Raw genomic sequence first — 25314 nt, 5'->3', positions numbered from 1 at the left:
TTCGCTCTCACCAAGAACGCAAGCTTCAGGTTCGCCGTGGTTTTGCTCGTGCTGTTGCCTCTGCCACCAGGGGATCATCCGGCCAATAGTGTTTCGGATAGCGGCCCTTGAGGTCCTTTTTCACGTCGGCATACGTCGTGCGCCAGAAGTTGGCCAGGTCCTGGGTTACTTGCACCGGCCGACGCGCCGGCGACAACAAGTGCAGCAGTACTTGCTGGCGACCTTGAGCAATGCGCGGGGTGTCGGCCAGGCCGAACAACTCCTGCAGACGCACGGCGAGAATAGGGGGCGTTGCACTGTAATCCAGGCGGATGTTCGACCCCGAAGGCACATTCAAGTGTACCGGTGCCCACTCATCCAGTCGCTGAGGCAAGGGCCAGGGCAGCAGATTCCGCAGGATTGATGACAGGTCGAGTTGGGCGAAATGACTCAGGCGAGTGACTTTACCCAGGTAGGGTTGTAGCCAGTCCTGCAAACTCGCCAACAACGCGCAATCACTCAGGTCTGGCCATTCACTGCTGTTTCCGGCCTGCAGATCCAGCTGGCGCAGCAGCGCCACACGCGCCTGCCATTGGCGCAATTCCGGGGTCCAGGACAGCAGCTCCAAGCCCTTGCGCCGCACCAACGCCAACAGTGCTCGGGCGCGAGCGTCTTCGTCCAAGCCGGTCAACGGCTCCCGGCTGAGCACCAACTCACCGACTTTGCGCTGACGCTCGGCGCGCAGCACATTCTCGCGTTCATCCCAATCGAGGATGTCCAGGCTTCGCACTTGTTCGGCCAGCACCCCGTCGAACAAGGCCGGATCGAACTCGGCGGCCAAATAGATACGTTCCTCACGCTGGCCCTGACGGCTGCCCAGGTCGGCGATCACCAGCCACGGGCACTTCATCAGTGCATCAGGCTCGCCAAACAGCGCCGCACGACCGTTGGCCAAGCGGTACTCAGCACCGCCCGCCCGACGTTGCTGGGCGACACGGTCCGGATAGGCTAGCGCCAACAGGGCTCCCAACCAGCGCGGATGTTCAGGATCGACAACCGCTGAGCGTGCACTGCCACGCAGGTAACCGCGATACTGCCGGGCCAATTGTCGGGCACGCTGCAACCCGCCCTGCCCGCCTTTGCTCGCCCGGGTTTCACCACTGAGCAAGGCCAGGCGGTTGTGCAGGTCTGCGCCCCCACCACGTAGAATATCGCGCTCGCCGAGTAGCGCGGCCACCTCACACGCCATGCCTGCCAGGCCCAAGTCCTGACCACGCAGCAACAGATGGGCGATGCGCGGATGCGCCGGCAGTTCGGCCATGGCCTGACCATGGTCACTGAGGTTGTCTTTACTGTCAGCTTTGAACGCCCCCAGACGCTGCAACAAGTCCAGGGCTTGGGCGAAAGCGGCGGGCGGTGGCTGATCAAGCCAGCGCAGTTGATCAGGCGTTACCCCCCAACGCGATAGCTGCAAAGCCAACCCGGCGAGGTCCGCCTGGAGGATTTCTGCTGTGCCATAAGCCGCAAATTGATCGTGCTGAGCCTCAGACCACAATCGATAGCACACACCGGGCTCAAGGCGCCCCGCACGCCCGGCACGCTGGGTGGCACTGGCGCGAGAAATACGCTGGGTGTCGAGTCGGGTCATGCCGCTGCCCGGATCAAAACGCGGCACCCGCGCCAGCCCAGCATCCACCACCACCCGCACGCCATCAATAGTCAAACTGGTCTCAGCGATGTTGGTGGCCAATACCACTTTGCGTTTACCTGCTGGTGCAGCATCAATAGCCGCCCGCTGGGCATTGAGGTCCAGTTCACCGTGCAAGGGGCACAGGAGCAGGTCCTGGCGATCAGTCAGCGCCTCCTGCAGGTGCTGGTGGACCCGACGAATTTCAGCCTGGCCAGGAAGAAACACCAGCACACTACCCGACTCATCGGCGATAGCCTGCAACACGCAATCAACCACCCGCGGCTCGATGAATTCGCCGGGCTGGAACGGCCGCCCCCAGCGTACCTCGACCGGGTACATACGCCCCTCACTGCTGATCACCGGCGCGTCACCCAGCAAGCTCGACAAGCGCTCGCCTTCGAGCGTTGCCGACATCAACAGAATCTTCAGCGGCGGGTCATCTCGCAGCAGTTCTCGGCCATTGAGGCTCAAGGCCAGAGCAAGGTCAGCATCAAGGCTACGCTCATGAAACTCGTCGAAGATCAGCAGACCAACGCCTTCAAGTGCAGGGTCAGCCTGCAAGCGGCGGGTGAGGATACCTTCGGTCACCACTTCGATGCGGGTAGTGGGGCCGACCTTACTCTCGAGGCGAATTCGATAGCCTACCGTTTGCCCGACCTGCTCACCCAGCTCACTGGCCAGGCGCTCTGCGGCAGCCCGTGCGGCCAGACGGCGTGGTTCGAGCATGAGAATGGTCTGCCCTGCCAGCCATGGCTCATTGAGTAGTGCCAGCGGTACACGAGTGGTCTTACCGGCTCCTGGCGGTGCCTCCAGCACGGTTTCATGGCGCAGGTTCAGCGCTTCACGCAAGGCTGGTATTACAGCATCGATAGGTAACGAAATCATGGTAGCCCTCAAACAATGCGCCGAGTATAACGGCGAACCGAGTCCGGCCTATCATGGTCTTAGCTGTAGATACCGGCTCATTGCCTGTATCTTTGTGGCCCTCATTCCGGAGATTTCCATGCGTATTCCTTCTCGTGTCATTGGCAGCGTTCTGGTTGCCACCCTGCTGACCCAACTGACGGCCTGTGGCACGATCTTCTACCCCGACCGGCGCGGCCAAATTGAGGGCAAGATTGATCCGGTGGTCGCCGCCATGGATGCTATTGGTATCTTGTTCTATGTACTGCCAGGCCTGATTGCGTTCGGTGTCGACTTCGCCACAGGCGCCATCTACCTGCCAGGGGGTAAATCGGCTCAGGTCGCGCCCGAGAAGCTCAACCAAGCGATCAGTGCCGACGGCAAGGTCGACAACCGCAAGCTGCAGGCTATCCTCGAAAGCGAACTGGGCCAGCGCCTGCCGCTGAACGACCCACGTCTGATCATGCATAAGGGCAGCGTTGAACAACTGGCGATGTACGGCCTCAAGCCCACCGCCTGAATTCACAGAGGAAGCTACCAGCAGCATGACACCCTCGGCTGAACATCAACGCCTGCTGCGCTTGGCCACCCGCGCGTCGTTGGCCGTGGCCAGTATCCTGATCCTGACCAAGGCGGTGGCCTGGTGGCTCAGTGGCTCGGTCAGCTTGCTGGCCGGCTTGACCGACTCGGCCCTCGATGGCGTCGCTTCGTTCCTCAACTTGCTCGCCGTGCATTACGCCTTGCGTCCAGCAGATGACGATCACCTTTACGGCCACGGCAAGGCTGAAGCCATGGCGGGAATGGCCCAAGCGCTGTTCATTGGTGTCAGCGCCGTGTTGATTGGTGTGCAGGCAGTGGAGCGTTTGCAGAACCCGCAGCCACTAGGCGACACCGCCATCGGCATTGCCGTGATGCTGCTGTCATTGGCGCTGACTGTGGCCTTACTGATGCTACAGGCCCGGGTGGTACGAATCACCGGCTCCACGGCGGTGCGTGCCGACTCATTGCACTACCGTTCCGACTTACTGCTCAATGCCAGTATCCTGCTTGCCCTGGTACTTGCGCGCCTGGGTTGGCCACAACTGGATGCCTTCTTCGGCCTGGGGATTGCCCTGTACATCCTCTGGAGCGCGCTGCAGATCGCCCGGGAAAGCTCGGCGATCCTGATGGATCAGGCTCTTCCTGGCGATATCAGTGAACAGATGCTGGCGCTGGCCTGCAGTGTGCCCGGTGTACGCGGTGCGCATGACTTGCGCACTCGGGTCTCGGGCAGCCATTGGTTCGTGCAGGTGCACCTGGAATTGCCTGGCGACTTGCCGCTGACCCAGGCCCATGCCCTGTGTGATCAGGCAGCGGCGGCAATCCATGGCAAGTACCCAAAGGCAGAAGTGCTGGTGCACGCTGATCCGGTGCAATAGGACCGTTGTGGAAACCGGCCTTGCCGGCGATGGCATCGGCGTGGTGCCAGTTGTTACGCAGTGCCTGCATCGCTGGCAAGGCCAGCTCCCACAAAAACAGACCAAGGCATCTGCACTTCATGGCCCGACGCAGTCAGTTGACAGTGTACCCGCGACCACTCAAGCAAGCACCCAATGCCCGCCGATAGCTGTCCGCCACCTGGGCCGCCGGTGCATAGCGTGCTTTCGCCGGGTCGAAGCCAGTCCGTTGCACCGCCCAGCGATGGCACTCATAGTGGTCACGGTCGACTTGCTCAGGGTACTGCCCCGTAGCCGGGTAGGCGATCACATCATAACCACCCCTCGCCTGAACCGGCGGGTGGACCACAACGTACTCACGACTGTGCTCCAGATACTGATAAAACGTGCCCGCTGCCTGAAAGAACAAGACATTCCCGACCCACACCTCACGGGCGTTGCGTGGCAAACGTTTAACCCGCGCACCATAAGGCGGCGGCATGTAGCCGTGATCTTGCCGGCCATGGCTTTCATAGCGCCGAGGAATGTCCTGGTAGTAGCCGGTACGCGGATCCTGGGTCTGGTGCACCTCATCCGGGCGCGACTGCAGCGGTGAGCCGCCCTGCTCTTCAGCCAATACCGGCAGGCTGCTGCATAACAAACCTATCCCGAGCAAATGCCAGATAGTCGACTTCATGCTGTTCCTCTGGGCATGTTGAAGGTCGCCTGGGTCAATCGATCAGGCTGTCTGACAAGGGATATCGGCCGCAGAAGTAAAAATCGCAGGCAATAAAAAAGGGAGACCTGAGGTCTCCCTTTGAGAATTTTGTCCGTGCTCGACGCTTGTGACGTCGGCTCACCTCACGCTGTCTTGTGAACAGTGTGTAGCCCGGGGGCCAAGCACAACCCTGTTGGGTTGCTGGCCGCAGCTGCCCCGATAAGGCCAGCTGCACTGGACTGATGTCCGGGCAGTGATTCTGTGTGTAAGCATAGGGCTAGAGCGGCGGCAGAGGATTGCTAAGATTGCTCAATCAAATACCACTTGCGCAATTTTTACCCAAGGATTGATAATTCAACGCAATCGAAACAGAAAAGGCATGTTCCATGAGCAAACTGGACCGCTACGACCTGAGCATTCTTGCCGAATTGCAACGCGATGCGCGTATCTCCAACCAGGAGTTGGCCGAACGCATTGGCCTGTCGCCCTCGCCCTGCTCACGCCGAGTCAAGCAACTGGAAGATGATGGCTACATCGCCCGCCAAGTAGCCTTGCTGGACCGCAAGAAGCTGGGCTTGAGCCTTACGGCTTATGTCCTGATCGGCATGGACCGCCACACCCCCGAGCGTTTCGAAGCGTTCGAAACAGCCATCCGCAACCTGCCCCAGGTGCTTGAATGCAGCCTGGTTACCGGGATGGATGCCGACTATCAGCTCAAGGTTGTGGTGCCGGACATGGATCACTATCAGAAGCTGCTGCTGGGCCACCTGACCCGCATAGAAGGCGTCACCAGCGTGCGTTCAAGCTTTGTGCTTAATCAGGTGCTGGCCAGCACCGAACTACCGCTGACGCACCTGCGTTAGTCAGACCTGCAGCCGAGGCGTATAATTGCGCGCCTCAACTTGCCGGAGAGTATCGATGGATCCTGCGTTGTTCGAAGAGTGGATGATGACCATCCTGGTCACCATCCTGATTGGTTTCATGGGTTTTATCGTCTGGGACCTGGCGAAGAAATCCAAGGCCGGTAAGTTCGGCACTTTCATCCTGTTTTTCGTCCTGGGCCTGGGCATCCTCGCCTTCATCATCAAGAGCGTGGTGATCGGCTACATCGAAGGCGTCTAGCGCCTAGCTGGCACTTCCCGCCACTGCCCTTGGTCAAGACCCTCCAGGGTCCAGTCGCCGATCCGCACCCGAACCAGGCGCAGGGTCGGCAGACCGACAGCGGCGGTCATGCGCCGTACCTGACGGTTACGCCCTTCCTTGATCACCAATTCCAGCCAACTGGTCGGCACGCTCTTGCGAAAGCGCACCGGTGGGTTGCGTGGCCACAGCTGCGGTTCTTCGAGCTGCCGGGCCTGGGCAGGCAAGGTGGGGCCATCGTTGAGGTCGACGCCATCGCGCAAACGCTGCAACTGCTCCTCGCTTGGCTCTCCCTCCACCTGCACCCAATAGGTTTTCGCCAACTTGTGCTTGGGGTCGGCAATGCGCGCCTGTAGCTGGCCGTCATTGGTCAGCAACAGCAAACCTTCACTGTCACGATCCAGACGCCCGGCCGGATAGACGCCGGGAATATCAATAAAGTCCTTGAGTGTCGCGCGCCCTTCGCCATCACTGAACTGGGTCAGGACGTCGAATGGTTTGTTGAATAGGATCAACCGCGGCTCGGCCGGCGGCGCCTTGGGTAGGCGACGCGGGCCGAGGGGTTTGGCCGCAGGTTTACGCGGCTTGGAGCGTGGGGGTAACGGCATGGGGCCTCAGCGGAACGGCGGCTCGTCAAAACTGCGCAGTTTACGCGAGTGCAGCGAATGCAGCTCGGTGCGCAGCAAGTCGAGGGCGGCGATACCGATTTTCAGGTGCTGGCTGACGGCCCGATTGTAGAAGGCATTCGCTGCACCTGGCAGCTTGATTTCACTGTGCAACGGCTTGTCGGAAACGCAGAGCAAGGTCCCATACGGTACCCGCAAGCGGTAACCCTGAGCAGCAATGGTGCCGCTTTCCATGTCGACCGCCACCGCACGCGACAGGTTGATCAGCGGCCGTTCCTGAGCCCAGCGCAACTCCCAGTTACGATCATCGTAGGTCAGCACGGTGCCGGTCCGCAGGCGTTTCTTCAGCTCCTCGCCGCGCTCGCCAGTGACTTGCGCCGCCGCTTCCTGCAGTGCCAATTGCACCTCGGCCAGGGCCGGAATCGGGATATGCGGCGGCACCACCCGATCAAGAATGCCGTCACGACGCATGTACGCATGGGCCAACACGTAATCGCCAATGGTCTGCGACTGCCGCAAGCCGCCGCAGTGACCGATCATCAACCAGCAATGCGGGCGCAGTACCGCCAGGTGGTCGGTGATGTTCTTGGCGTTGGAAGGGCCGACGCCGATATTGACCAGGGTGATGCCATCGCCATCGGCGGCGATCAGGTGATAAGCCGGCATCTGATAGCGGTGCCAGACCACGCCCGCTACCAGCGCCTGGGCCTCACCGTTGTCCATAGCCTTTTCAATGATCACATTGCCCGGCAGCACCATGCGCACGAACCGTGGGTCATCACGCAGGCGTTCCAGGCCATGGCTGACGAACTGGTCGACATAGCGGTGGTAGTTGGTCAGCAGGATCCAGGGCTGCACATGGCGCCAGTCGCTGCCGGTGTAGTGCACCAGGCGGCGCAAGGAGAAGTCCACCCGCGCCGCATCGAACAGTGCCAGCGGCAAAGGATCAACGTTAGCCCAGTCATACAAACCATCGGCGATGCCATCAGTGGCGGCCGACAGATCGGTGCTCGGGAAAACCCGTGCCAGCGCCGCTGCGGTAATGCCGGTACCCGCCAGCTCATCACCCTGTTCGACCACATAGGGATAGGGGATGTTCTGCTGACTGACGCCGACTTCGACAGTGACGGTAAAGTCGCGCATCAGCGGCTTAAGCTGCTCCAGCAGATAGCCACGGAAAGCGCCGGGATGGGTGACGGTGACACTGTAGGTGCCCGGCAACTGAACCTTGGCGTAGGCGCGGGTAATCGCCGGCACCTCACCATGGTACTGATAGGTCAGACGCAGTTCCGGGTAACGAAACAACGCGCGCTCTTCGCCAGTGGGCTCGGTGCGGTCCTTGAGGTAGCGCTTGAGCGCCAGGCTCAAGGCCGCAGTGGATTGCTCGTGCAGGCTGGCCAAACGATCGACAGCCTGCTCGGCGGTTTCTACGACAACGAAGACTTCATCAGTACGGCTCACAATGTACTTCCTGTCTGACATGCATGCGCCCATCTTGCCTATATATTCAGGCAAAGGCACGCATGTTAGAGCGGCCAGTTTGGCGTCGAGCGTGCCACCAGTTCGCCAACATTGATGCCTCGTGGCAGCACGCCATAGACGCGGCCACTACCGCTTAGGCGGCTGCCGATGAACGCATCGCTGACGGTGGCATTGCCGGCCTCAAGCAACAACTTGGCCTGCAGGCCCAAAGCGATGTCTTCGGTGAGCTGGCGGGCGCGGTATTGGATATCACCCGTGTCGGTAAACGCCGCCTTGAGGTTGCCAATGTGCGCGGCCAGCCGGGGATCGCCATGCCCGTCACCCAGCTCATCGAACAAGGCATCCAGCACACCTGGTTCCTTGGACAGGGCGCGCAGCACATCCAGGCATTGCACATTGCCCGAGCCTTCCCAGGTCGAGTTGACCGGGGCCTCACGGTACAAGCGCGGCAGGATGCTGTCTTCGACATAACCAGCACCACCCATGCACTCAGCGGCTTCGTTGATCATGGCCGGCGCACGCTTGCAGATCCAATATTTACCCACCGCAGTTACCAGGCGGGCAAAGCGTGCTTGCTGGGCGTCATCCGGCTGATCAAGGGCATGCCCCATGCGCAGGCTCAGAGCCAGCGCCGCTTCGCTCTCCAGGGCCAGATCGGCGAGGACATTCTGCATCAATGGCTGTTCGGCCAGCAGGCGTCCACCGACCTGGCGATGGGCACAGTGGTGCGCCGCCTGGGTCAGGGCCTGGCGCATCAGCGCGCTGGAGCCGACCATGCAATCGAAACGGGTCATGGCCACCATTTCGATGATGGTCGGCACCCCGCGGCCTTCCTCACCAATCATCCAGGCCAAGGCGCCGCGGAATTCCACTTCGCTGGAGGCATTGGAACAGTTGCCGAGCTTGTTCTTCAGACGCTGAATGTAGAACTGGTTGCGGTTGTCATCCGGGCGATGGCGCGGCAATAAGAAACAACTCAGGCCTTTGTCAGTCTGCGCCAAGGTCAGAAAGGCATCGCACATCGGTGCCGAACAGAACCATTTATGCCCAACCAGTTCGTACGCCTGCCCCGGCCCCGGCGTCCCCACGGGATAGGCGCGAGTGGTATTGGCGCGGACATCGGTGCCGCCCTGTTTTTCGGTCATGGCCATGCCCAGGGTAACCCCGACCTTGTGCCGGTCACCGATGTTGCGTGGGTCGTACTCGGTAGCCAGTACCTTAGGCAGCCAATATTCGGCCAGTTCCGGCTGCAATTTAAGCGCGGGTACGGCGGCAAAGGTCATGGTCAGCGGACAGCCGCTGCCCGCTTCGGCCTGGCTGTGCAGATAGGTCATTGAGGCGCGGGCAACATGAGCACCTTGGCGCGGTTCGGTCCAAGGCAGCGACGGCAAGCCGTGTTCGATGGCGGTGCGCATAAGCTCGTGGTAGGCCGGATGAAACTCCACCAGATCAATTCGGTGACCATAGCGGTCATGACTGCTGAACTGCGGCTTGTGTTGATTGGCCAAAAAACCTGCTGCCATCAACGGCCCGCCAGCCAGTGCCCCGTACGCATCAATCCGAGCCTCAGCCCAGCCTGCCCCATAGTGCCGCGACCATTGCTGCAACGGCAGGTCGATGCGATAGAGGTTGGCGCCATCCAGCGCTGGCGGCTGGTTGGTGACTTCATGGGTTTCAGCGTACTGGTGCAGGTTCATCAGGGGGCCTCCTGGATCTGACGTGACTGAAAATTCAGTGAATCACGCCCCGCCCCCCGGTCAAAGTGACAAAAACGCCTAACTAGCTGCGATTTAGCCCTGGCCTGGCCAGTGCATGCGGTTGGCTCAAGGCCAGACTCAGGCCCAGTTCAAAGCGGCTGCCCTGCCCTGGGTTAGACTCATGTTGCAGACGCGCGCCGATCAGTTCGGCCAGTTGCCGGCAAATAGCCAAACCGATACCCAGGCCACCGTATTGGCGGCTCATCGAACCATCAACCTGGAAGAAACGTTGATATAGCCCCGGCTCGGCCAAACGGTCGAAACCAATGCCACTGTCGCTGACGCTGATGGTTAGACCAAGCAGATCGGGCCCTTGCAAGCGCCCACGAACCTGCAGCATCACCCCACCCTGATGGGTAAATTTGATCCCGTTGTCGAGCAGATAACTGATACAGAGGGCCAGCTTGTGCCGGTCACCAACCAGCATCTCGGGCAAATCGGCTGGTGTGTCCAGTGTCAGGTACAGCCCCTTGCTCAATGCCGCAGCCGCGTACTTGGCACGTAACTCCTGCAGGAGGCTGCGTAGACCAAACGGCGCATTCTGCGCACTCAAACGTCCGGCCTGCAGTTCGGTGAGGATGAGGATGTCGTCGACCATACCCATCATGTCCTGGGCGGCGGAGCTGGCGGTGTGCTGGTATTGAGCCAACTCGCCGCCCATGGGCACGGTCTGCATCAGCTCCAGCGAACCGATCACACCATTCATCGGCGTGCGCAGCTCATGGGTCACGGTGGCGAGGAATTCGTCCTTCAAACGGTTGCTGTTGGCCAATTGCTGGTTGAGCACCTCCAGCGCCCGCCCGGTATCGCGCAAAGCCTGGGCCTGCTGATTACGCATGCTGTTGATGCGATCGGCCAGCGCCAACGACAGCAGGCACACTTCCAACGCCGAGCCGATCTGGCTGGCATACATCGTCAGGAACACATTGGGCAGGTAACCCAACACCATCAACGTGTTGAGCAGCCCCCCGAGCAGGAAGGCTGACCAGGCGATGATAAAGTAACGCGCCACCCGCAGGCCACGCCACCAGGCGTACACCCCGGCAGCGAAGATACTCACGGTAAACACCAAGGCCAGGGCCGTGGCCAGGCGCAGGGCGATGCCGTAACTGCTGATCAGCGACAGCAGCATAACCAGGGCACCGCTGGCCATCAGCACTTTGAGCAGGCCATCGAACGCCCGACTGTGCTGAGCCATTTGCAGGAAGCTACGAGCGAACTGGCAACCGAACAACCCCGAGGCGCCGATGAACAGAGGCGTGGCGGCATTTGCCCACCAGGGGTTGTCAGGCCAGAAGTACGCGACAGCGGCGCCGTTGACCGACACCTGGTAAAGGCCGAAAGAGGCGATATAGAGGATGTAATAGAGGTAGCTGGTGTCGCGTACGCTCAGGTAGATGAACAGGTTGTAGACCAGCATCCCCAGCAACACGCCATAGATCAGTCCGAGGACATACAGGCGTGTCGGCTGCGCTTCCAGATACGCGTCGGTGGACCACAAGGTCAGCGGCGCCTGGACCGAACCTTGGCTGTGCAAGCGTAAGTACGCGGTGGTGGTTTGCCCTGGATTAAAGGGCAACTCGAACAGGTAGTTGTTCTGCTCGATCTGGCGACTGGCATAAGGCAGTGCGTCACCGGTGCGCTGCGCGAGCCGGAAGGCCCCCGTGCTGTCCGGCAGGTACAGCTCCAGATGATCGAGCGGTGGGTAGGCCAGCTCCAGCAACCAGCTGCGCGGCGCGGCGCCAGGCAAGGCGTTGTAACGCAGGTCGAGGCGTATCCAGAACACCGAAGTTGAGTAACCGGCATTCAACACGTCAGAGTGATGGGGGCGGAAATGCTCGCTGAACGACGGGGCGCTCACCTGCGCAATACTGGCATTGCCATCGCGATCCTCAAACACCTGCATCACCCGCCCCAAGGGCAGGCTGCGCGTTGAGTCGTCGAAATCGACCGCTGTGGCCAGGAGTGGCAACCAGCTCAGCACAACAATCAGCAAATAGCGCATACAGCCCCAGCATGGTCTATTCCGGTCGTGTCGCGGTGGCCTCCTGTCCGTTTGAGGTGACGCGATCCGGATTAACCGTTATCGGTTTATTCGAGCACTCTAGCATAGCTTTTCAGGGCTGCCAGAAGCCACTTAAAATTTTAAACAAAAGGCTCTAGCACGGCACTTTCAGCGATTACAAAAACATTTTCCTGACCACTTGATCAAAAAAGCTTGGCGCCGGGGCAGACCCGACAAAAGCGTTTGGTGGTAAGCTCGCGCACCATGAATACCTACAGCTCCCGCCCCGTTGTCCTCTGTCTCTCCGGCCACGACCCCAGTGGCGGCGCCGGCTTGCAGGCAGATATCGAAGCCCTGATCGCCCAAGGCTGTCACGCCGCTCCCGCTGTGACCGCCCTGACCGTGCAGGATACCGTCAATGTCAGTGACTTCCGCGTGCTCGACCGCGAGTGGGTGCTGGCCCAAGCCAACGCCGTTCTTGCCGATTCGACGGTAGCGGCCGTCAAGCTGGGCATGCTCGGCTCACTGGAAATGGTCGACACCGTCGTCGAACTGCTCAGTGCCCACCCGCATCTGCCGCTGGTCTGCGACCCGGTACTGCGCGCTGGCGGCGGTGGCCGCCTGGGCAAGGATGAGGTCGGTTATGCCATGCGCGAACGCCTCTTACCACTGGCAACCATCGCTACCCCGAACCTGCCCGAAGCGCGCATCCTGGCTGAACTGCCTGAAGGCACGGCGGACGAGTGCGCAGAAAAACTGCTGCCTTTTGTCAGACACCTGCTGATCACCGGCGGTCACGGTGACGAGCACGAAATCCACAATCGCCTGTACAGCCGCGACGGTCAGCGTCATACCTGGACTTGCCAGCGCCTGCCGGGCAGCTACCACGGCTCGGGCTGCACCCTGGCCAGCACCCTGGCCGGTCGCCTGGCCCTTGGCGAACAACTGCAAAGCGCCGTACGCTCGGCTCTGGACTACACCTGGCGAACCCTGCGCGATGCCGAACAACTGGGCAAAGGCCAATTTGTGCCGCGTCGCCTGCCCCTGGATTTCTGCTCCTGAGCCCGAGGCCCCTAGATGAAGCTACGCGGTCTGTATGCCATTACCGACAGCCAATTGCTGGCCGGCAAGTTTCTTCCCTATGTCGAGGCCGCCCTTGAGGGCGGCGTGACCTTGCTGCAGTACCGTGACAAAAGCCAGGACGAGGCCCGCCGCTTGCGCGAGGCCGAAGCCTTGGCTGAACTCTGTGCGCGCTACAAGACCCGCCTGATCATCAACGACGATGCCGAACTGGCCGCCCGCCTGGGCGTTGGCGTCCACCTGGGCCAGACCGACGGACCGCTGACACCAGCGCGTACACTGCTTGGCCGCGAAGCAATCATCGGCTCGACTTGCCACGCCCAACTGGAGCTGGCCGAACAGGCCGCCCGCGAAGGCGCCAGCTATGTCGCCTTTGGCCGTTTCTACAATTCTGTGACCAAGCCGGGCGTTCCAGCTGCCGATCTCACTTTGCTGGAGCAAGCCCGCGCCCGGCTCAAACTGCCGATCTGCGTGATCGGCGGTATCACCCTGGACAACGCCGCCCCACTGGTCGCCCATGGCGCCGACCTGCTGGCGGTGATTCATGGCCTGTTCGGCGCCGACAGCACGCAGGAAGTTACCCGCCGTGCCCGCGCCTTCAACGCCCTGTTCGCATCTGCCTGATTGAGAGAGCCCATCATGTCTCGTTCCGAAATCCTGTTCGCCAACGCCCAGAAACACATCCCCGGTGGCGTCAACTCGCCAGTACGGGCGTTCAAGAGCGTTGGCGGCACGCCGCTGTTCTTCAAACATGCCGAAGGCGCCTACGTCACCGACGAAGATGACAAGCGCTATGTCGACTATGTCGGCTCCTGGGGCCCGATGATCCTTGGCCACAGCCACCCCGACGTACTGGATTCGGTGCGCAAACAGCTCGAACACGGTTTGTCCTACGGCGCACCGACGGCCATGGAAACCGAGATGGCCGACCTGGTCTGCTCGATCGTGCCGTCGATGGAAATGGTACGCATGGTCAGCTCCGGCACCGAAGCGACCATGAGCGCCATTCGCCTGGCCCGCGGCTACACCGGCCGTGACAGCATCATCAAGTTCGAAGGTTGCTACCACGGCCACTCCGACAGCCTGCTGGTTAAAGCTGGCTCCGGTCTGCTAACCCAAGGCGTGCCAAGCTCCGCTGGCGTACCGGCGGCGTTTGCCAAGCACACCCTGACCCTGCCGTTCAACGACATCGGCGCCGTCGAGCAAATGCTTGCTGAAGTTGGCCAGGAAGTGGCGTGCATCATCGTTGAGCCGGTGGCCGGCAACATGAACTGCGTGCCGCCAGCGCCTGGGTTCCTCGAAGGCCTGCGCAGCCTGTGTGACAAGCACGGCGTCGTGCTGATCTTCGACGAAGTGATGACCGGCTTCCGTGTTGCCCTGGGCGGCGCGCAAGCGCATTACGGGGTAACTCCGGACCTGTCGACTTTCGGCAAGATCGTCGGCGGCGGCATGCCCGTGGGCTGCTTCGGCGGCAAGCGCAAAATTATGGAGCAGATCGCACCACTGGGCCCGGTCTATCAGGCCGGCACCCTGTCGGGCAACCCGCTGGCCATGGCTGCCGGCCTGACCACCCTGAAGTTGATCAGCCGTCCGGGCTTCCACGATGAGCTCAGCGCCTACACCAGTCGTCTGCTTGATGGCCTGCAGCAACGCGCCGATGCCGCCGGCATTCCGTTCGTCACCACCCAGGCGGGTGGCATGTTCGGCCTGTACTTCAGCGGCGCTGACGACATCGTTACCTTTGATGATGTGATGGCCAGTGATGCCGAGCGCTTCAAGCGCTTCTTCCACCTGATGCTCGAAGGTGGCGTATACCTGGCGCCAAGCGCCTTTGAGGCAGGTTTCACCTCGATCGCTCACGGCGAAACCGAGCTGCAGATCACCCTGGATGCCGCTGAGCGGGCGTTCGCCAAACTCAAGGATTGATCCTGCCGGGGCTGCTTTCGCAGCCCATCGCCGGCAAGGCCAGCGCCCACAGGAATCTGCTGTGGGCGCCGGCGAAGCAGAAAATCGAGTAAAGACTTTGTAAGGTAGGCGTTGCTTATCCCATAATGTGCCACCAGACACTTTGGCCGCAGCTTTGCAGAGGTAAGTCGATCCCCATGAACCGCACCGGCCGCGCCCTCGCCCTGGGCTGCCTGTTGCTTCTTCAGCCCCTGCTGGCCTTGGCAGGCGGTAACTCGTTGCTGATTCCAGCAGCGGGCCGCTGCACCCTCAATTCCCAGCCTGAAGACCTGCCCCAAGCCTTGGCCACCTGCCAGAAGGCGGCGCAGGAAGGCGATGCGCAAGCTCAATACGAGCTCGGTGAGTTCTATTACGAAGGCACCAACACGCCACGCGACCTCAAACAAGCCCTGAGCTATTTCGAGCAAGCCTCGCTACAAGGCCATGCCCAAGCCCAATACCGCCTGGGTAGCATGTTCTTCAAGGGTGAAGGTGTTGCGGCCAACAACGTGCAAGCCTACATCGTGCTGAAAATGGCCGCCGTCAACGGTGCCGAAGAAGCCCTGGACCTGGCTGACGAAGTCTCCGAGCAAATGCCGCGTGAAGACCTGGAAGTGGCAACCCAAGTACTGGGACAGATCTTTCGCAAGTACCTGCTGGAACTGCAGACCGCCGAAGGACGCACGCCCTTCTCGCCACTTCCCTGAAACGCCGGCTTATTTTTCCGGCATCGGCATCGGGAACGGCATCACGTTGCTGACACCTCGGGCTTCACTGATCTTTGGCGTGCCCAAGCGCTCGACCTCATCAATACGCACGATTGAGTGCATCGGCACAAAACTGCGCACCACACCTTCAAACTGCGCCTTGAGCTTTTCTTCGCTCGGATCGACCACCACCTGAGTGCGTTCGCCGAACACAAATTCTTCAATTTCAAGAAAGCCCCACAGATCACTTTGGTAGATCTGCTTGGCATACATCTCGAATACCTGGCCCTGGTTGAGAAAGATCACTTTGTAGATCGGAGCTTCGCGTTTGGTCATTTCGGCGGGGACAGCCACAGGTTGTAAAGAAAGGGCAAACTATAACATAGCGCCCAGACCGAGAACGCTAGGATCCATCGCTCCAGCCCCCTATAATGTGCGGTTCTTCGAATTACCTGATGATCTCCCATGGCCAAGAAGCTTTATATCGAAACCCACGGTTGCCAGATGAACGAGTACGACAGCTCGCGCATGGTCGACCTGCTGGGTGAACATCAAGCCCTGGAGGTCACTGCGCGTGCCGAAGACGCTGACGTGATCCTGCTCAACACCTGCTCGATCCGCGAACGCGCCCAGGACCGGGTCTACTCCCAGTTGGGCCGCTGGCGCGAATTGAAGGACCTGAAGCCGGACATGGTCATCGCCGTCGGCGGCTGCGTAGCCAGCCAGGAAGGCGAATCGATTCGCAAGCGTGCGCCGTATGTGGATGTGGTGTTCGGCCCGCAGACCCTTCATCGTCTGCCAGAAATGATCGATGCCGCACGTACCACACGCTTGCCCCAGGTTGACGTGTCGTTCCCGGAAATCGAAAAATTCGACCACTTGCCCGAGCCGCGCATCGATGGCCCAACCGCCTATGTCTCGGTCATGGAAGGTTGCAGCAAATACTGCACGTTCTGCGTGGTGCCCTATACCCGTGGCGAAGAAGTCAGCCGCCCGTTCGATGATGTGCTGGCCGAAGTCATCCACCTGGCCGAAAACGGCGTGCGCGAGATCACCCTGCTGGGGCAGAACGTCAACGGCTATCGCGGCCAGACCCACGATGGCCGCCTGGCCGATCTGGCTGAGCTGATCAGGGTCGTGGCTGCCGTCGACGGAATCGACCGCATCCGTTACACCACCTCGCACCCGCTGGAATTCTCCGACAGCCTGATCCAGGCCCACGCTGAAGTGCCGGAACTGGTCAAGCACCTGCACCTGCCGGTGCAGTCGGGCTCTGATCGCGTGCTCGCAGCGATGAAGCGCAACCACACGGTCCTTGAGTACAAGTCCAAGCTGCGCAAGCTCAAGGCTGCGGTGCCGGGGATCTGCATCAGCTCTGACTTCATTGTCGGCTTCCCGGGTGAAACCGAGAAAGACTTCGAGCAGACCATGAAGCTGGTGGCCGATGTCGGTTTCGACTTCTCCTACTCCTTCGTCTACAGCCAGCGGCCGGGCACCCCAGCCTCCGACCTGCCGGACGAAACCTCGGAAGAGGTGAAGAAAGAGCGGCTCAAGGCATTGCAACATCGCCTGGATACCCAAGGTTTCGAGATCAGCCGACAAATGGTTGGCACCATCCAGCGCATCCTCGTCACGGATTACTCGCGTCGCGACCCCGGCCAACTGCAGGGGCGCACCGAGAATAACCGTATCGTCAACTTCCGCTGCGACAATCCCAAGCTGATCGGCCAGTTCGTCGACATCCAGATCGACGATGCCCGGCCCCATTCGCTGTTTGGTTCGCTGGCACATTGACCTGTCCTGCCGGGCCTGATTGCAGGCCCGGCGACCCTTGATCGTTTCAGCGCTTTCGCCCTGCAGCGGCTAGGGTTATCCTTGAGACCATCTCCATTGCCGTTGGGCGGCTGAAAAACGACCTTGAACGCACCCATAGAACCTCATCGTTTCATCCTCGAGCCTTTCGAGGCCCATCGCTTCGCCAATCTGTGCGGGCAGTTCGACGAGCATTTGCGCCTGATCGAACAGCGTCTGGCCATCGAAATCCGCAACCGCGGCAATCAGTTCGAACTGATCGGCGAACCCAAACACACCTCCTCTGCCGAGCAACTGCTGCGCCGTCTCTATCGCGAGACCAAGGCCACCGAGCTGTCGCCGGAAATGGTGCACCTGTTCCTGCAGGAATCTGCGGTAGAACAACTGGAAAACCCAGCCGTCAACGAAGTCAGTGTTTCCCTGCGTACGCGCAAGGGCATGATTCGTCCGCGCGGGCTGAACCAGCAGCGCTATGTGAAGGAAATTCTCGGCAACGACATCAACTTCGGCATTGGTCCGGCCGGTACTGGCAAGACCTACCTCGCCGTCGCCTGTGCTGTCGATGCGCTGGAACGTGAACAGGTGCGACGCATCCTGCTGGTGCGCCCTGCGGTCGAAGCGGGCGAGAAACTCGGCTTCCTGCCGGGCGACCTGGCCCAGAAGATCGACCCGTATCTGCGCCCGCTGTACGACGCGCTGTACGAGATGCTCGGCTTCGAACACGTCGCCAAGCTGATCGAGCGCCAGGTGATCGAGATTGCCCCGCTGGCGTACATGCGTGGCCGTACCCTGAACAACAGCTTCATCATCCTTGATGAGAGCCAGAACACCACGGTCGAACAGATGAAGATGTTCCTGACCCGTATCGGCTTCGGCTCCACCGCGGTGATCACCGGTGACATCACCCAGGTCGACCTGCCGCGCGGGACCAAGTCGGGCCTGGCGCATGTGATTGACGTGCTCAAGGGCGTGCCGGGCATCAGCTTTACCCATTTCCAGCCCAAAGACGTGGTTCGCCACCCCTTGGTGCAACGTATCGTCGAAGCGTACGAGCGCTTTGAGAACCACCAAAATGACATCAGCGAAGGCAACAAACGCGATGCTTGAGCTCGATCTGCAGCTGGCAAGTGATGCCCCTCACCCCACTGAAGAGCAGTTCCGCCAATGGTGCGAGCTGGCCCTGCGCCAGCGCACTGCCGACTCGGAGTTAACCATTCGTCTGGTTGATGAAGCCGAAGGCCGCGAACTGAATCACACCTGGCGTGGCAAAGACTACGCCACCAACGTTCTGTCCTTCCCGGCCGACGTACCCGATGAGCTACTCGACATTCCGCTGCTCGGCGACCTGGTGATCTGCATCGCCGTGGTCGAGCGCGAAGCGGCCGAACAGGGCAAGTCGCTGGAGGCCCATTGGGCGCACCTGGTTATCCACGGCTGCCTGCACCTGCTGGGCTACGACCACATCGAAGACGATGAGGCCGAAGAAATGGAAGCACTGGAACGAGAGTTGCTAGCGGAATTGGGTCATCCAGACCCTTACGCCGACGACGAACACGACGTACCCCACACTGATATCTGCAAGGATCACGAGTAACCGCCATGAGCGAAGATCGATCGAGCAACGGGCAAAAGTCCTGGTTAGGCAAACTGACCCAGGCTTTTGCCCATGAGCCGAAAAACCGCCAGGAGCTTCTGGAGCTGCTGCGCGAAGCCCATCAGAACAAGCTGCTCGACAGCGAGGCGCTGACCATTGTTGAAGGCGCCATCCAGGTAGCCGACCTGCAAGTACGCGACATCATGGTGCCGCGCTCGCAGATGATCAGCATCAAGGCCACGCAGTCGCCACGCGAGTTCCTCCCAGCTGTGATCGACGCTGCGCACTCGCGCTACCCGGTGGTTGGCGAAAGCCATGACGATGTCCTTGGCGTGTTGTTGGCCAAAGACCTGCTGCCGCTGATCCTCAAAGAGAACGGCGACAGCTTCAACATCAAGGACCTGCTGCGCCCGGCCACCTTCGTGCCCGAGTCCAAGCGCCTGAACGTGCTGTTGCGCGAGTTCCGCGCCAACCACAATCACATGGCCATCGTCATCGACGAGTACGGCGGTGTGGCGGGCTTGGTGACCATCGAGGACGTGCTTGAACAGATCGTCGGCGACATCGAAGACGAGCACGACGTCGAAGAAGACAGCTACATCAAGCCGCTGCCTAGCGGCGACTTCCTGATCAAGGCTCTGACCCCGATCGAGAACTTCAACGAGTTCTTCGACAGCCAGTTCTCCGACGATGAGTTCGACACCGTTGGCGGCTTGGTCATGAGCGCCTTCGGTCACTTGCCAAAGCGTAACGAGACCACTGAAATCGGCCCGTATCGCTTCCGCATTCTCAACGCCGACAGCCGCCGGATACACTTGCTGCGACTGACCCCTATCACCCGTTAAGGACAACCATGCGCTGGATCACCCGCCCCGGCTGGCCCGGTAACCTGCTGGCCGTGGCGGCCGGTGCAATCACTACCCTGGCCCTGGCGCCGTTCGACATTTGGCCACTGGCATTGCTGGCCGCCGGCCTGTTCTACCTTGGCCTGCGTGAGCTCAGCCCACGCCAGGCCTTGGGCCGTGGCTGGTGCTTCGGTTTCGGCTTGTACGCTGCCGGCACCAGCTGGATCTACGTCAGTATCAATACCTACGGCGGCGCCACGCCACTGCTGGCGACGGTTTTGCTGGTGGCGTTCTTCGCGGCCATCGCTTGGTTCTTCGCCCTGCCCGCCTGGATCTGGGCGCGTTGGCTGCGCCGCAACGAGGCCCCCCTGGCCGACGCCCTGTGCTTCGCTGCCTTGTGGGTCGGTCAGGAAGCCTTCCGCGGCTGGTTCCTCACCGGTTTCCCCTGGCTCTATTCCGGTTACAGCCAGCTTGACGGTCCGCTGTCCGGCCTGGCGCCGGTCGGTGGTATGTGGCTGATCTCCTTCTGCCTGGCCTTGTGCGCCGCCCTGCTGTGCAACTTGCCACGTTTACGTGAGCGCAAGTCGTTCCTGGCCGTAGCCATCGTCCTGTTGCTGGCGCCCTGGGCTGTGGGCCTGGCCCTGAAAAACCATGCCTGGACCGAACCTGCCGGCAAACCACTGACCGTGGCTGCGCTGCAAGGTAATGTCGAGCAGGAACTGAAGTGGAACCCGGAACACGTCAACGCCCAACTGGCCTTGTACCGGGACATGAGTTTCAGCTCCAAGCCGGTCGACCTGCTGATCTGGCCGGAAACCGCCGTGCCGATCCTCAAGGAACAAGCCCAAGGCTACCTGGACATGATGGGCAGCTTCGCCGCTGACCGCCATTCGGCGCTGATCACTGGTGTGCCGATACGTGAGGTGGTGCATCAGCAACGCCGCTACTACAACGGCATTACCGTGACTGGTGAAGGCGACGGTACCTATCTGAAGCAGAAGCTGGTGCCCTTCGGTGAGTATGTACCGCTGCAGGATATGCTCCGCGGGGTGATCGCCTTCTTCGACCTGCCAATGTCGGACTTTGCCCGCGGCCCAGAAGACCAGCCACTGCTGCAGGCCAAGGGCTACCAGATCGCGCCGTACATCTGCTACGAAGTGGTCTACCCGGAGTTCGCCGCAAGCCTGGCAGCCCGTAGCGACATCCTCCTGACCATCAGTAACGACACCTGGTTCGGCACCTCGATCGGCCCCCTACAACACCTGCAGATGGCCCAGATGCGTGCGCTGGAGGCCGGACGCTGGATGATTCGTGCCACCAACAACGGCGTCAGCGGCCTGATCGACCCCTTTGGACGCATCACCGCGCAGATCCCGCAGTTCGAGCGCGGCATCCTCTACGGTGAGGTGGTGCCAATGCAGCAGCTCACGCCGTACCTGCAATGGCGCTCCTGGCCACTGGTGATTGTCTGCGTACTGCTGTTCGGCTGGGCCCTGCTGGCCAGCCGGATCGCCAAGACTGTTTAGTAGAAGAGCCGGTAACCGAGCAGGCCAATTGCCTCATTGAGCAATTGGCCGCTCTGCCAGATCGCCTTGCTTTCCGGCAGCCAGCCGCCAAACGGGCGCGCGTGATCGCGGCCGAGAAAGCCCACTGGTGCTGGCACCACAGCAAATCCTGCGCGCTCGAAGCTCCAGCGTGAGCGCTGCATGTGCCAGGCTTGAGTCACCACGACCACCCGTTTGATACCCAGAGGCAACAGCATCTCGGCGCTCATCTGGGCATTCTCCCAGGTGGTACGGCTGCGCTCTTCCTTCCAACGCACACTCACGCCCAGGTCACGCTGCAGCGCATCGGCCATCAACTGTGCCTCGCTGGGCGGCGTGCCGTAGTGCAAGCCACCGCTGATTAACAACGGCAAGCCTGAGGCCTTGGCCAGTTGCGCGGCGTAACGCAGGCGCTCCATGGCAACACCCGTGGGCTGATCAACGAAATCCCAGGCCGGATCGCCGCGCTCACGCCCAGCCCCCAGCACCACAATGGCGTCTGCCTGCTCGGACAGGCGCGCCCATTGTTCATGACTCAGGGCAGGCTCGGTTTCCAGCACACGCGCTGAGCGCTCGACGACGATCGGCAGACTCATCGCCCACAAGCCACCCAGGCCCAGGACAAAACACAGGGCTGACAGTCGCGGCCAGGAACGGCGAAGCCACCAGGCCGCAATCAACAGCAGGAAGAGTACGCCAGGTGGCAGAAGCAATTGTTTGATGAAATAACGAATTGGCACAGGTCACCTCCATGGAGGTGCGCAGCCTAAGAGGATCGGCACCTGGCAACAATAGTCAGATGCCGATCATCTTATTTTTTGCAAAGGGGGCGCACTCCGCATTGCGCCTGGGAATCCGAACGGCTATTTGAATTGCAGCGTCCTGGATTTTGCCGTGGTGGTGGAGCGCGTCTTATCCTTGAGCCAGACGACTCTGGCCGACGGTGGCGGCTCCGCTGTTAGCTGTGCGCCAGCGCATCCATGCCTGCCCTCTGGAAGAGCATCCAGATAGGCTTTGATTACATCGAATTCAGCGCGGCTCAAGCCACGCAGTTCCAATTCAGCAGGCACTTCATCGCGTAACCGAACGGAGGTTCTGGCAACATCCAGGGCGAGCCCCAGACGATCGATCAACCGTTCGTAAAGCTCCGGTTTCGTTACTTGTAACTGCGACTCTCCCATCCGTTCACCTCATTGAAGATAAAATATCTCCCCCCAACAGTGAGCTTAGCGTCACTCGAAAAAGCAGCAGGACGCTGCGACCAACGGCCCGCAGCGGCTCTGGCAGTGCAATCAGGGTTTCCCTCGATGGACAGGGGTCATGTATGCTAGGCCGTTCACCATTTTGACACCGGATTGCCGATGCAGCGTTTTTACGCTGCCTGGATAAGGTCTCCCATTTCTCAGCGCAAAGTAGCCATGCACGAACTCTATCAGCCCCGCGAAATCGAAGCCGCCGCCCAGACCTACTGGGACGAGCGAAAGTCTTTTGAAGTCAGTGAACAGCCAGGCAAAGAATCCTACTATTGCCTATCGATGTTCCCGTACCCGAGCGGCAAGCTACACATGGGCCACGTGCGCAACTACACCATTGGTGACGTGATCGCACGTTACCAGCGCATGCAGGGCAAGAATGTCCTGCAGCCAATGGGTTGGGATGCCTTCGGTATGCCGGCAGAAAACGCCGCGATGAAAAACAACGTCGCGCCGGCCAAGTGGACCTACGAAAACATCGATTACATGAAGACCCAGCTCAAGAGCCTGGGCCTGGCCTTCGACTGGTCGCGTGAAGTCACCACCTGCAAGCCGGATTACTACCGCTGGGAACAATGGCTGTTCACTCGCCTGTTCGAAAAAGGTGTGATTTACCGTAAAAACGGTACCGTGAACTGGGACCCGGCCGACCAGACCGTACTGGCTAACGAGCAGGTCATTGACGGCCGTGGCTGGCGTTCGGGCGCGCTGATCGAGAAGCGCGAAATCCCGATGTACTACTTCAAGATCACCGACTATGCCGACGAGCTGCTGGAAAGCCTCGACGAGCTGCCGGGCTGGCCTGAACAGGTCAAGACCATGCAGCGCAACTGGATCGGCAAGTCCCGTGGCATGGAAGTCCAGTTCCCCTACGATCAGGCCAGCATTGGCCACGCCGGGGCACTGAAAGTCTTCACCACCCGTCCGGACACCCTGATGGGCGCCACCTATGTGGCCGTTGCCGCCGAGCATCCGCTGGCCACTCAAGCCGCTCAGGGTAACCCCGAGCTGCAAGCGTTCATCGATGAATGCAAGAGCGGCAGCGTCGCCGAAGCCGACGTCGCCACCCAAGAGAAGAAAGGCCTGGCCACTTCGCTGTTCGTCGAACACCCGCTGACCGGCGAAAAACTGCCGGTATGGGTCGCCAACTATGTGCTGATGCACTACGGCGATGGCGCGGTAATGGCCGTGCCGGCCCACGACGAGCGCGATTTCGAGTTCGCGAAAAAGTACAACCTGCCGTTCAAGGCCGTGATTCGCACCAGCCTTGGCGACCAAGTGGCTGCCGAATGGGATGCTGCTTGCGGCGAACACGGCGTGCTGATCAACTCCGGTGAGTTCGACGGCCTGGATTTCCCAGGTGCTTTCGATGCCCTCGAAGTGGCCCTGATCAAGAAAGACCTCGGCAAGTCGCGCACTCAGTTCCGTCTGCGCGACTGGGGTATCAGCCGTCAGCGTTACTGGGGCTGCCCGATCCCGATCATCCACTGCCCATCCTGTGGCGATGTGCCGGTCCCTGAAGACCAATTGCCCGTCATCCTGCCAGAAGACGTGGTACCCGATGGCGCCGGTTCGCCACTGGCGCGCATGCCAGAGTTCTACGAATGCACCTGCCCGAAATGCGGCACAGCGGCCAAGCGCGAAACCGACACCATGGACACCTTCGTTGAGTCGTCCTGGTATTTCGCCCGCTACGCCTCGCCGAACTACGAGGGTGGCATGGTCGATCCGAAGGCTGCCAACCACTGGCTGCCGGTAGATCAGTACATCGGTGGCATCGAACACGCCATCCTGCATTTGCTCTACGCACGCTTCTTCCACAAGCTGATGCGTGACGAAGGTCTGGTCACCTCCAACGAGCCGTTCAAGAACCTGCTGACCCAGGGCATGGTCGTTGCCGACACCTACTACCGCGTTGCCAGCAACGGCGGCAAGGACTGGTTCAACCCAGCCGACGTAGAAGTCGAACGCGACGCCAAGGCCAAGATCATCGGCGCCCGCCTGAAAACCGACGGCCTGCCGGTCGAGATCGGCGGCACCGAGAAGATGTCCAAGTCCAAGAACAACGGCGTTGACCCACAGGCAATGATTGATGCCTACGGCGCCGACACCTGCCGCCTGTTCATGATGTTCGCCTCGCCGCCCGACATGAGCCTGGAATGGTCCGACTCCGGTGTTGAAGGCGCCAACCGCTTCCTGCGTCGCGTCTGGCGCCTGGCCCAGGCCCATGTGACTCAGGGTCTGCCGGGCAAACTGGACATTGCCGCCCTGGACGACGCCCAGAAAGTGATCCGTCGCGCCATTCACGCGGCGATCAAACAGGCCAGCACCGATGTCGGCCAGCACCACAAGTTCAACACCGCCATCGCCCAGGTGATGACCCTGATGAACGTGCTGGAAAAAGCTCCGCAAGCCAGCGAACAGGATCGCGCCCTGCTGCACGAAGGCCTGGAAACCGTCGCCCTGCTGCTGGCGCCGATCACCCCGCACATCAGCCATGAGCTGTGGCAGCGCCTGGGTCACCAGGATGCAGTGATCGATGCCGGTTGGCCTGTACTGGACGAAAGCGCCCTGGTTCAGGACAGCATCGTTCTGGTCATCCAGGTTAATGGCAAGCTGCGCGGACAGATCGAAATGCCGGCCAGCGCCAGCCGCGAAGAAGTCGAAGCCGCCGCTCGCACTAACGAGAACGTACTGCGCTTCACCGAAGGCCTGAGCATCCGCAAGGTCATCGTGGTGCCGGGCAAGCTGGTCAACATCGTCGCCAACTGACAGGAATACCGGCCCGCATGAATGGCGGGCCGGTGCACAGAATCGGCC

General features: G+C 60.8%; 23 protein-coding genes. 14 read left to right on the top strand and 9 right to left on the bottom strand.

Annotation, left to right across the window (positions count from 1 at the left end; translation table 11 throughout):
- Positions 1–25: 25 nt before the first annotated feature.
- On the bottom strand, positions 26–2554 hold the full coding sequence (gene hrpB / locus CX511_RS03955) for an ATP-dependent helicase HrpB (protein WP_101293013.1): 2529 nt from the start codon (positions 2552–2554) through the stop codon (positions 26–28).
- Positions 2555–2672: 118 nt separating this feature from the next.
- On the opposite strand from hrpB, the gene pmcY reads away from it, so the two are divergent.
- Positions 2673–3092, top strand: a complete 420-nt coding sequence (pmcY, locus tag CX511_RS03950; RefSeq protein WP_045182674.1) for a periplasmic Zn2+ metallochaperone PmcY — start codon at positions 2673–2675, stop codon at positions 3090–3092.
- Between the two features lie 25 nt (positions 3093–3117).
- On the top strand, positions 3118–3990 hold the full coding sequence (locus tag CX511_RS03945; protein WP_101293012.1) for a cation diffusion facilitator family transporter: 873 nt from the start codon (positions 3118–3120) through the stop codon (positions 3988–3990).
- 133 nt (positions 3991–4123) lie between these two features.
- Here CX511_RS03945 and CX511_RS03940 read toward each other — a convergent pair whose 3' ends face one another.
- The gene (locus CX511_RS03940) at positions 4124–4684 is read right to left on the bottom strand and encodes a DUF6515 family protein (RefSeq protein ID WP_101293011.1); all 561 of its coding nucleotides are present in this window, start codon (positions 4682–4684) and stop codon (positions 4124–4126) included.
- Between the two features lie 407 nt (positions 4685–5091).
- On the opposite strand from CX511_RS03940, the gene CX511_RS03935 reads away from it, so the two are divergent.
- On the top strand, positions 5092–5568 hold the full coding sequence (locus CX511_RS03935) for an Lrp/AsnC family transcriptional regulator (protein ID WP_045182667.1): 477 nt from the start codon (positions 5092–5094) through the stop codon (positions 5566–5568).
- A 55-nt stretch (positions 5569–5623) separates the two neighbouring features.
- Complete coding sequence (locus CX511_RS03930) at positions 5624–5827, top strand: DUF2788 domain-containing protein (protein ID WP_045182665.1); 204 nt, start codon at positions 5624–5626, stop codon at positions 5825–5827.
- Here CX511_RS03930 and CX511_RS03925 read toward each other — a convergent pair.
- The 4 genes from CX511_RS03925 to CX511_RS03910 all read right to left on the bottom strand — a co-directional run bounded on the left by CX511_RS03925 (position 5824) and on the right by CX511_RS03910 (position 11715).
- Positions 5824–6453, bottom strand: coding sequence for a pseudouridine synthase (locus tag CX511_RS03925; protein WP_101293010.1), 630 nt, complete (start codon positions 6451–6453; stop codon positions 5824–5826). The two genes, CX511_RS03930 and CX511_RS03925, sit on opposite strands and share 4 nt — an antisense overlap.
- 6 nt (positions 6454–6459) lie before the next feature.
- Complete coding sequence (amn, locus tag CX511_RS03920; RefSeq protein ID WP_101293009.1) at positions 6460–7965, bottom strand: AMP nucleosidase; 1506 nt, start codon at positions 7963–7965, stop codon at positions 6460–6462.
- A gap of 32 nt (positions 7966–7997) precedes the next feature.
- Positions 7998–9650, bottom strand: a complete 1653-nt coding sequence (locus tag CX511_RS03915) for an acyl-CoA dehydrogenase family protein (RefSeq protein ID WP_045182660.1) — start codon at positions 9648–9650, stop codon at positions 7998–8000.
- An 82-nt stretch (positions 9651–9732) separates the two neighbouring features.
- Positions 9733–11715 (bottom strand): sensor histidine kinase, encoded by a 1983-nt coding sequence (locus CX511_RS03910; RefSeq protein WP_101293008.1) that lies wholly within the window; start codon positions 11713–11715, stop codon positions 9733–9735.
- Between the two features lie 264 nt (positions 11716–11979).
- Between CX511_RS03910 and CX511_RS03905 the strand changes: the two genes are divergently transcribed.
- The 4 genes from CX511_RS03905 (at position 11980) to CX511_RS03890 (ending at position 15446) form a co-directional block, all read left to right on the top strand.
- On the top strand, positions 11980–12777 hold the full coding sequence (locus CX511_RS03905; RefSeq protein WP_045182864.1) for a hydroxymethylpyrimidine/phosphomethylpyrimidine kinase: 798 nt from the start codon (positions 11980–11982) through the stop codon (positions 12775–12777).
- Positions 12778–12792: 15 nt separating this feature from the next.
- Positions 12793–13419, top strand: coding sequence for a thiamine phosphate synthase (gene thiE, locus CX511_RS03900; RefSeq protein ID WP_101293007.1), 627 nt, complete (start codon positions 12793–12795; stop codon positions 13417–13419).
- A 15-nt stretch (positions 13420–13434) separates the two neighbouring features.
- A complete protein-coding gene (hemL, locus tag CX511_RS03895) occupies positions 13435–14721 on the top strand; it encodes a glutamate-1-semialdehyde 2,1-aminomutase (protein WP_101293006.1) in 1287 nt (428 codons plus the stop codon).
- A 176-nt stretch (positions 14722–14897) separates the two neighbouring features.
- Positions 14898–15446: a tetratricopeptide repeat protein gene (locus CX511_RS03890; protein WP_045182652.1), complete on the top strand. Its 549-nt coding sequence runs from the start codon at positions 14898–14900 to the stop codon at positions 15444–15446.
- 9 nt (positions 15447–15455) lie between these two features.
- Here the strand turns inward: CX511_RS03890 and CX511_RS03885 are convergent, their stop codons facing one another.
- On the bottom strand, positions 15456–15782 hold the full coding sequence (locus CX511_RS03885; protein WP_038606593.1) for a DUF1820 family protein: 327 nt from the start codon (positions 15780–15782) through the stop codon (positions 15456–15458).
- A gap of 129 nt (positions 15783–15911) precedes the next feature.
- On the opposite strand from CX511_RS03885, the gene miaB reads away from it, so the two are divergent.
- The 5 genes from miaB to lnt all read left to right on the top strand — a co-directional run bounded on the left by miaB (position 15912) and on the right by lnt (position 21223).
- The gene (gene miaB, locus CX511_RS03880) at positions 15912–17240 is read left to right on the top strand and encodes a tRNA (N6-isopentenyl adenosine(37)-C2)-methylthiotransferase MiaB (protein ID WP_045182648.1); all 1329 of its coding nucleotides are present in this window, start codon (positions 15912–15914) and stop codon (positions 17238–17240) included.
- A gap of 123 nt (positions 17241–17363) precedes the next feature.
- Positions 17364–18365, top strand: a complete 1002-nt coding sequence (locus CX511_RS03875; protein ID WP_045182647.1) for a PhoH family protein — start codon at positions 17364–17366, stop codon at positions 18363–18365.
- Positions 18358–18852 (top strand): rRNA maturation RNase YbeY, encoded by a 495-nt coding sequence (ybeY, locus tag CX511_RS03870; protein WP_101293005.1) that lies wholly within the window; start codon positions 18358–18360, stop codon positions 18850–18852. The genes CX511_RS03875 and ybeY overlap by 8 nt, the downstream gene beginning before the upstream one ends.
- Before the next feature lie 5 nt (positions 18853–18857).
- Positions 18858–19697 carry a CorC family transporter gene (locus CX511_RS03865; RefSeq protein WP_028944390.1) on the top strand — a complete coding sequence of 280 codons (840 nt, stop codon included), beginning with the start codon at positions 18858–18860 and terminating at the stop codon, positions 19695–19697.
- Between the two features lie 8 nt (positions 19698–19705).
- Complete coding sequence (gene lnt, locus CX511_RS03860) at positions 19706–21223, top strand: apolipoprotein N-acyltransferase (RefSeq protein ID WP_045182645.1); 1518 nt, start codon at positions 19706–19708, stop codon at positions 21221–21223.
- On the opposite strand, the gene CX511_RS03855 is transcribed toward lnt, so the two are convergent.
- Together CX511_RS03855 and CX511_RS03850 are read right to left on the bottom strand one after the other, a co-directional pair.
- Positions 21220–21981, bottom strand: a complete 762-nt coding sequence (locus CX511_RS03855; RefSeq protein ID WP_045182644.1) for a YdcF family protein — start codon at positions 21979–21981, stop codon at positions 21220–21222. The genes lnt and CX511_RS03855 overlap by 4 nt on opposite strands.
- Before the next feature lie 123 nt (positions 21982–22104).
- Positions 22105–22422 (bottom strand): hypothetical protein, encoded by a 318-nt coding sequence (locus tag CX511_RS03850; protein ID WP_045182642.1) that lies wholly within the window; start codon positions 22420–22422, stop codon positions 22105–22107.
- Positions 22423–22659: 237 nt separating this feature from the next.
- Here CX511_RS03850 and leuS point away from each other — a divergent pair, with 237 nt between their 5' ends.
- Positions 22660–25266: a leucine--tRNA ligase gene (leuS, locus tag CX511_RS03845; protein ID WP_101293004.1), complete on the top strand. Its 2607-nt coding sequence runs from the start codon at positions 22660–22662 to the stop codon at positions 25264–25266.
- Positions 25267–25314 lie beyond the last annotated feature (48 nt).

Origin of the sequence: Pseudomonas sp. S06B 330, assembly GCF_002845275.2 — a bacterium.
Lineage (GTDB): Bacteria > Pseudomonadota > Gammaproteobacteria > Pseudomonadales > Pseudomonadaceae > Aquipseudomonas.
This window is presented reverse-complemented; position numbering and strand designations above follow the sequence as displayed.

Excerpts from the sequence above, each read along its gene's own strand:
- CX511_RS03905 (WP_045182864.1), top strand. The coding sequence starts at position 11,980 with ATGAATACCTACAGCTCCCGCCCCGTTGTCCTCTGTCTCTCCGGCCAC.
- CX511_RS03865 (WP_028944390.1), top strand. The coding sequence starts at position 18,858 with ATGAGCGAAGATCGATCGAGCAACGGGCAAAAGTCCTGGTTAGGCAAA.
- CX511_RS03925 (WP_101293010.1), bottom strand. The coding sequence starts at position 6,453 with ATGCCGTTACCCCCACGCTCCAAGCCGCGTAAACCTGCGGCCAAACCC.
- CX511_RS03915 (WP_045182660.1), bottom strand. The coding sequence starts at position 9,650 with ATGAACCTGCACCAGTACGCTGAAACCCATGAAGTCACCAACCAGCCG.
- thiE (WP_101293007.1), top strand. The coding sequence starts at position 12,793 with ATGAAGCTACGCGGTCTGTATGCCATTACCGACAGCCAATTGCTGGCC.
- miaB (WP_045182648.1), top strand. The coding sequence starts at position 15,912 with ATGGCCAAGAAGCTTTATATCGAAACCCACGGTTGCCAGATGAACGAG.
- CX511_RS03940 (WP_101293011.1), bottom strand. The coding sequence starts at position 4,684 with ATGAAGTCGACTATCTGGCATTTGCTCGGGATAGGTTTGTTATGCAGC.
- hemL (WP_101293006.1), top strand. The coding sequence starts at position 13,435 with ATGTCTCGTTCCGAAATCCTGTTCGCCAACGCCCAGAAACACATCCCC.
- amn (WP_101293009.1), bottom strand. The coding sequence starts at position 7,965 with ATGGGCGCATGCATGTCAGACAGGAAGTACATTGTGAGCCGTACTGAT.
- CX511_RS03910 (WP_101293008.1), bottom strand. The coding sequence starts at position 11,715 with ATGCGCTATTTGCTGATTGTTGTGCTGAGCTGGTTGCCACTCCTGGCC.
- leuS (WP_101293004.1), top strand. The coding sequence starts at position 22,660 with ATGCACGAACTCTATCAGCCCCGCGAAATCGAAGCCGCCGCCCAGACC.
- CX511_RS03930 (WP_045182665.1), top strand. The coding sequence starts at position 5,624 with ATGGATCCTGCGTTGTTCGAAGAGTGGATGATGACCATCCTGGTCACC.
- hrpB (WP_101293013.1), bottom strand. The coding sequence starts at position 2,554 with ATGATTTCGTTACCTATCGATGCTGTAATACCAGCCTTGCGTGAAGCG.
- CX511_RS03885 (WP_038606593.1), bottom strand. The coding sequence starts at position 15,782 with ATGACCAAACGCGAAGCTCCGATCTACAAAGTGATCTTTCTCAACCAG.
- ybeY (WP_101293005.1), top strand. The coding sequence starts at position 18,358 with ATGCTTGAGCTCGATCTGCAGCTGGCAAGTGATGCCCCTCACCCCACT.
- lnt (WP_045182645.1), top strand. The coding sequence starts at position 19,706 with ATGCGCTGGATCACCCGCCCCGGCTGGCCCGGTAACCTGCTGGCCGTG.
- pmcY (WP_045182674.1), top strand. The coding sequence starts at position 2,673 with ATGCGTATTCCTTCTCGTGTCATTGGCAGCGTTCTGGTTGCCACCCTG.
- CX511_RS03890 (WP_045182652.1), top strand. The coding sequence starts at position 14,898 with ATGAACCGCACCGGCCGCGCCCTCGCCCTGGGCTGCCTGTTGCTTCTT.
- CX511_RS03935 (WP_045182667.1), top strand. The coding sequence starts at position 5,092 with ATGAGCAAACTGGACCGCTACGACCTGAGCATTCTTGCCGAATTGCAA.
- CX511_RS03945 (WP_101293012.1), top strand. The coding sequence starts at position 3,118 with ATGACACCCTCGGCTGAACATCAACGCCTGCTGCGCTTGGCCACCCGC.
- CX511_RS03850 (WP_045182642.1), bottom strand. The coding sequence starts at position 22,422 with ATGGGAGAGTCGCAGTTACAAGTAACGAAACCGGAGCTTTACGAACGG.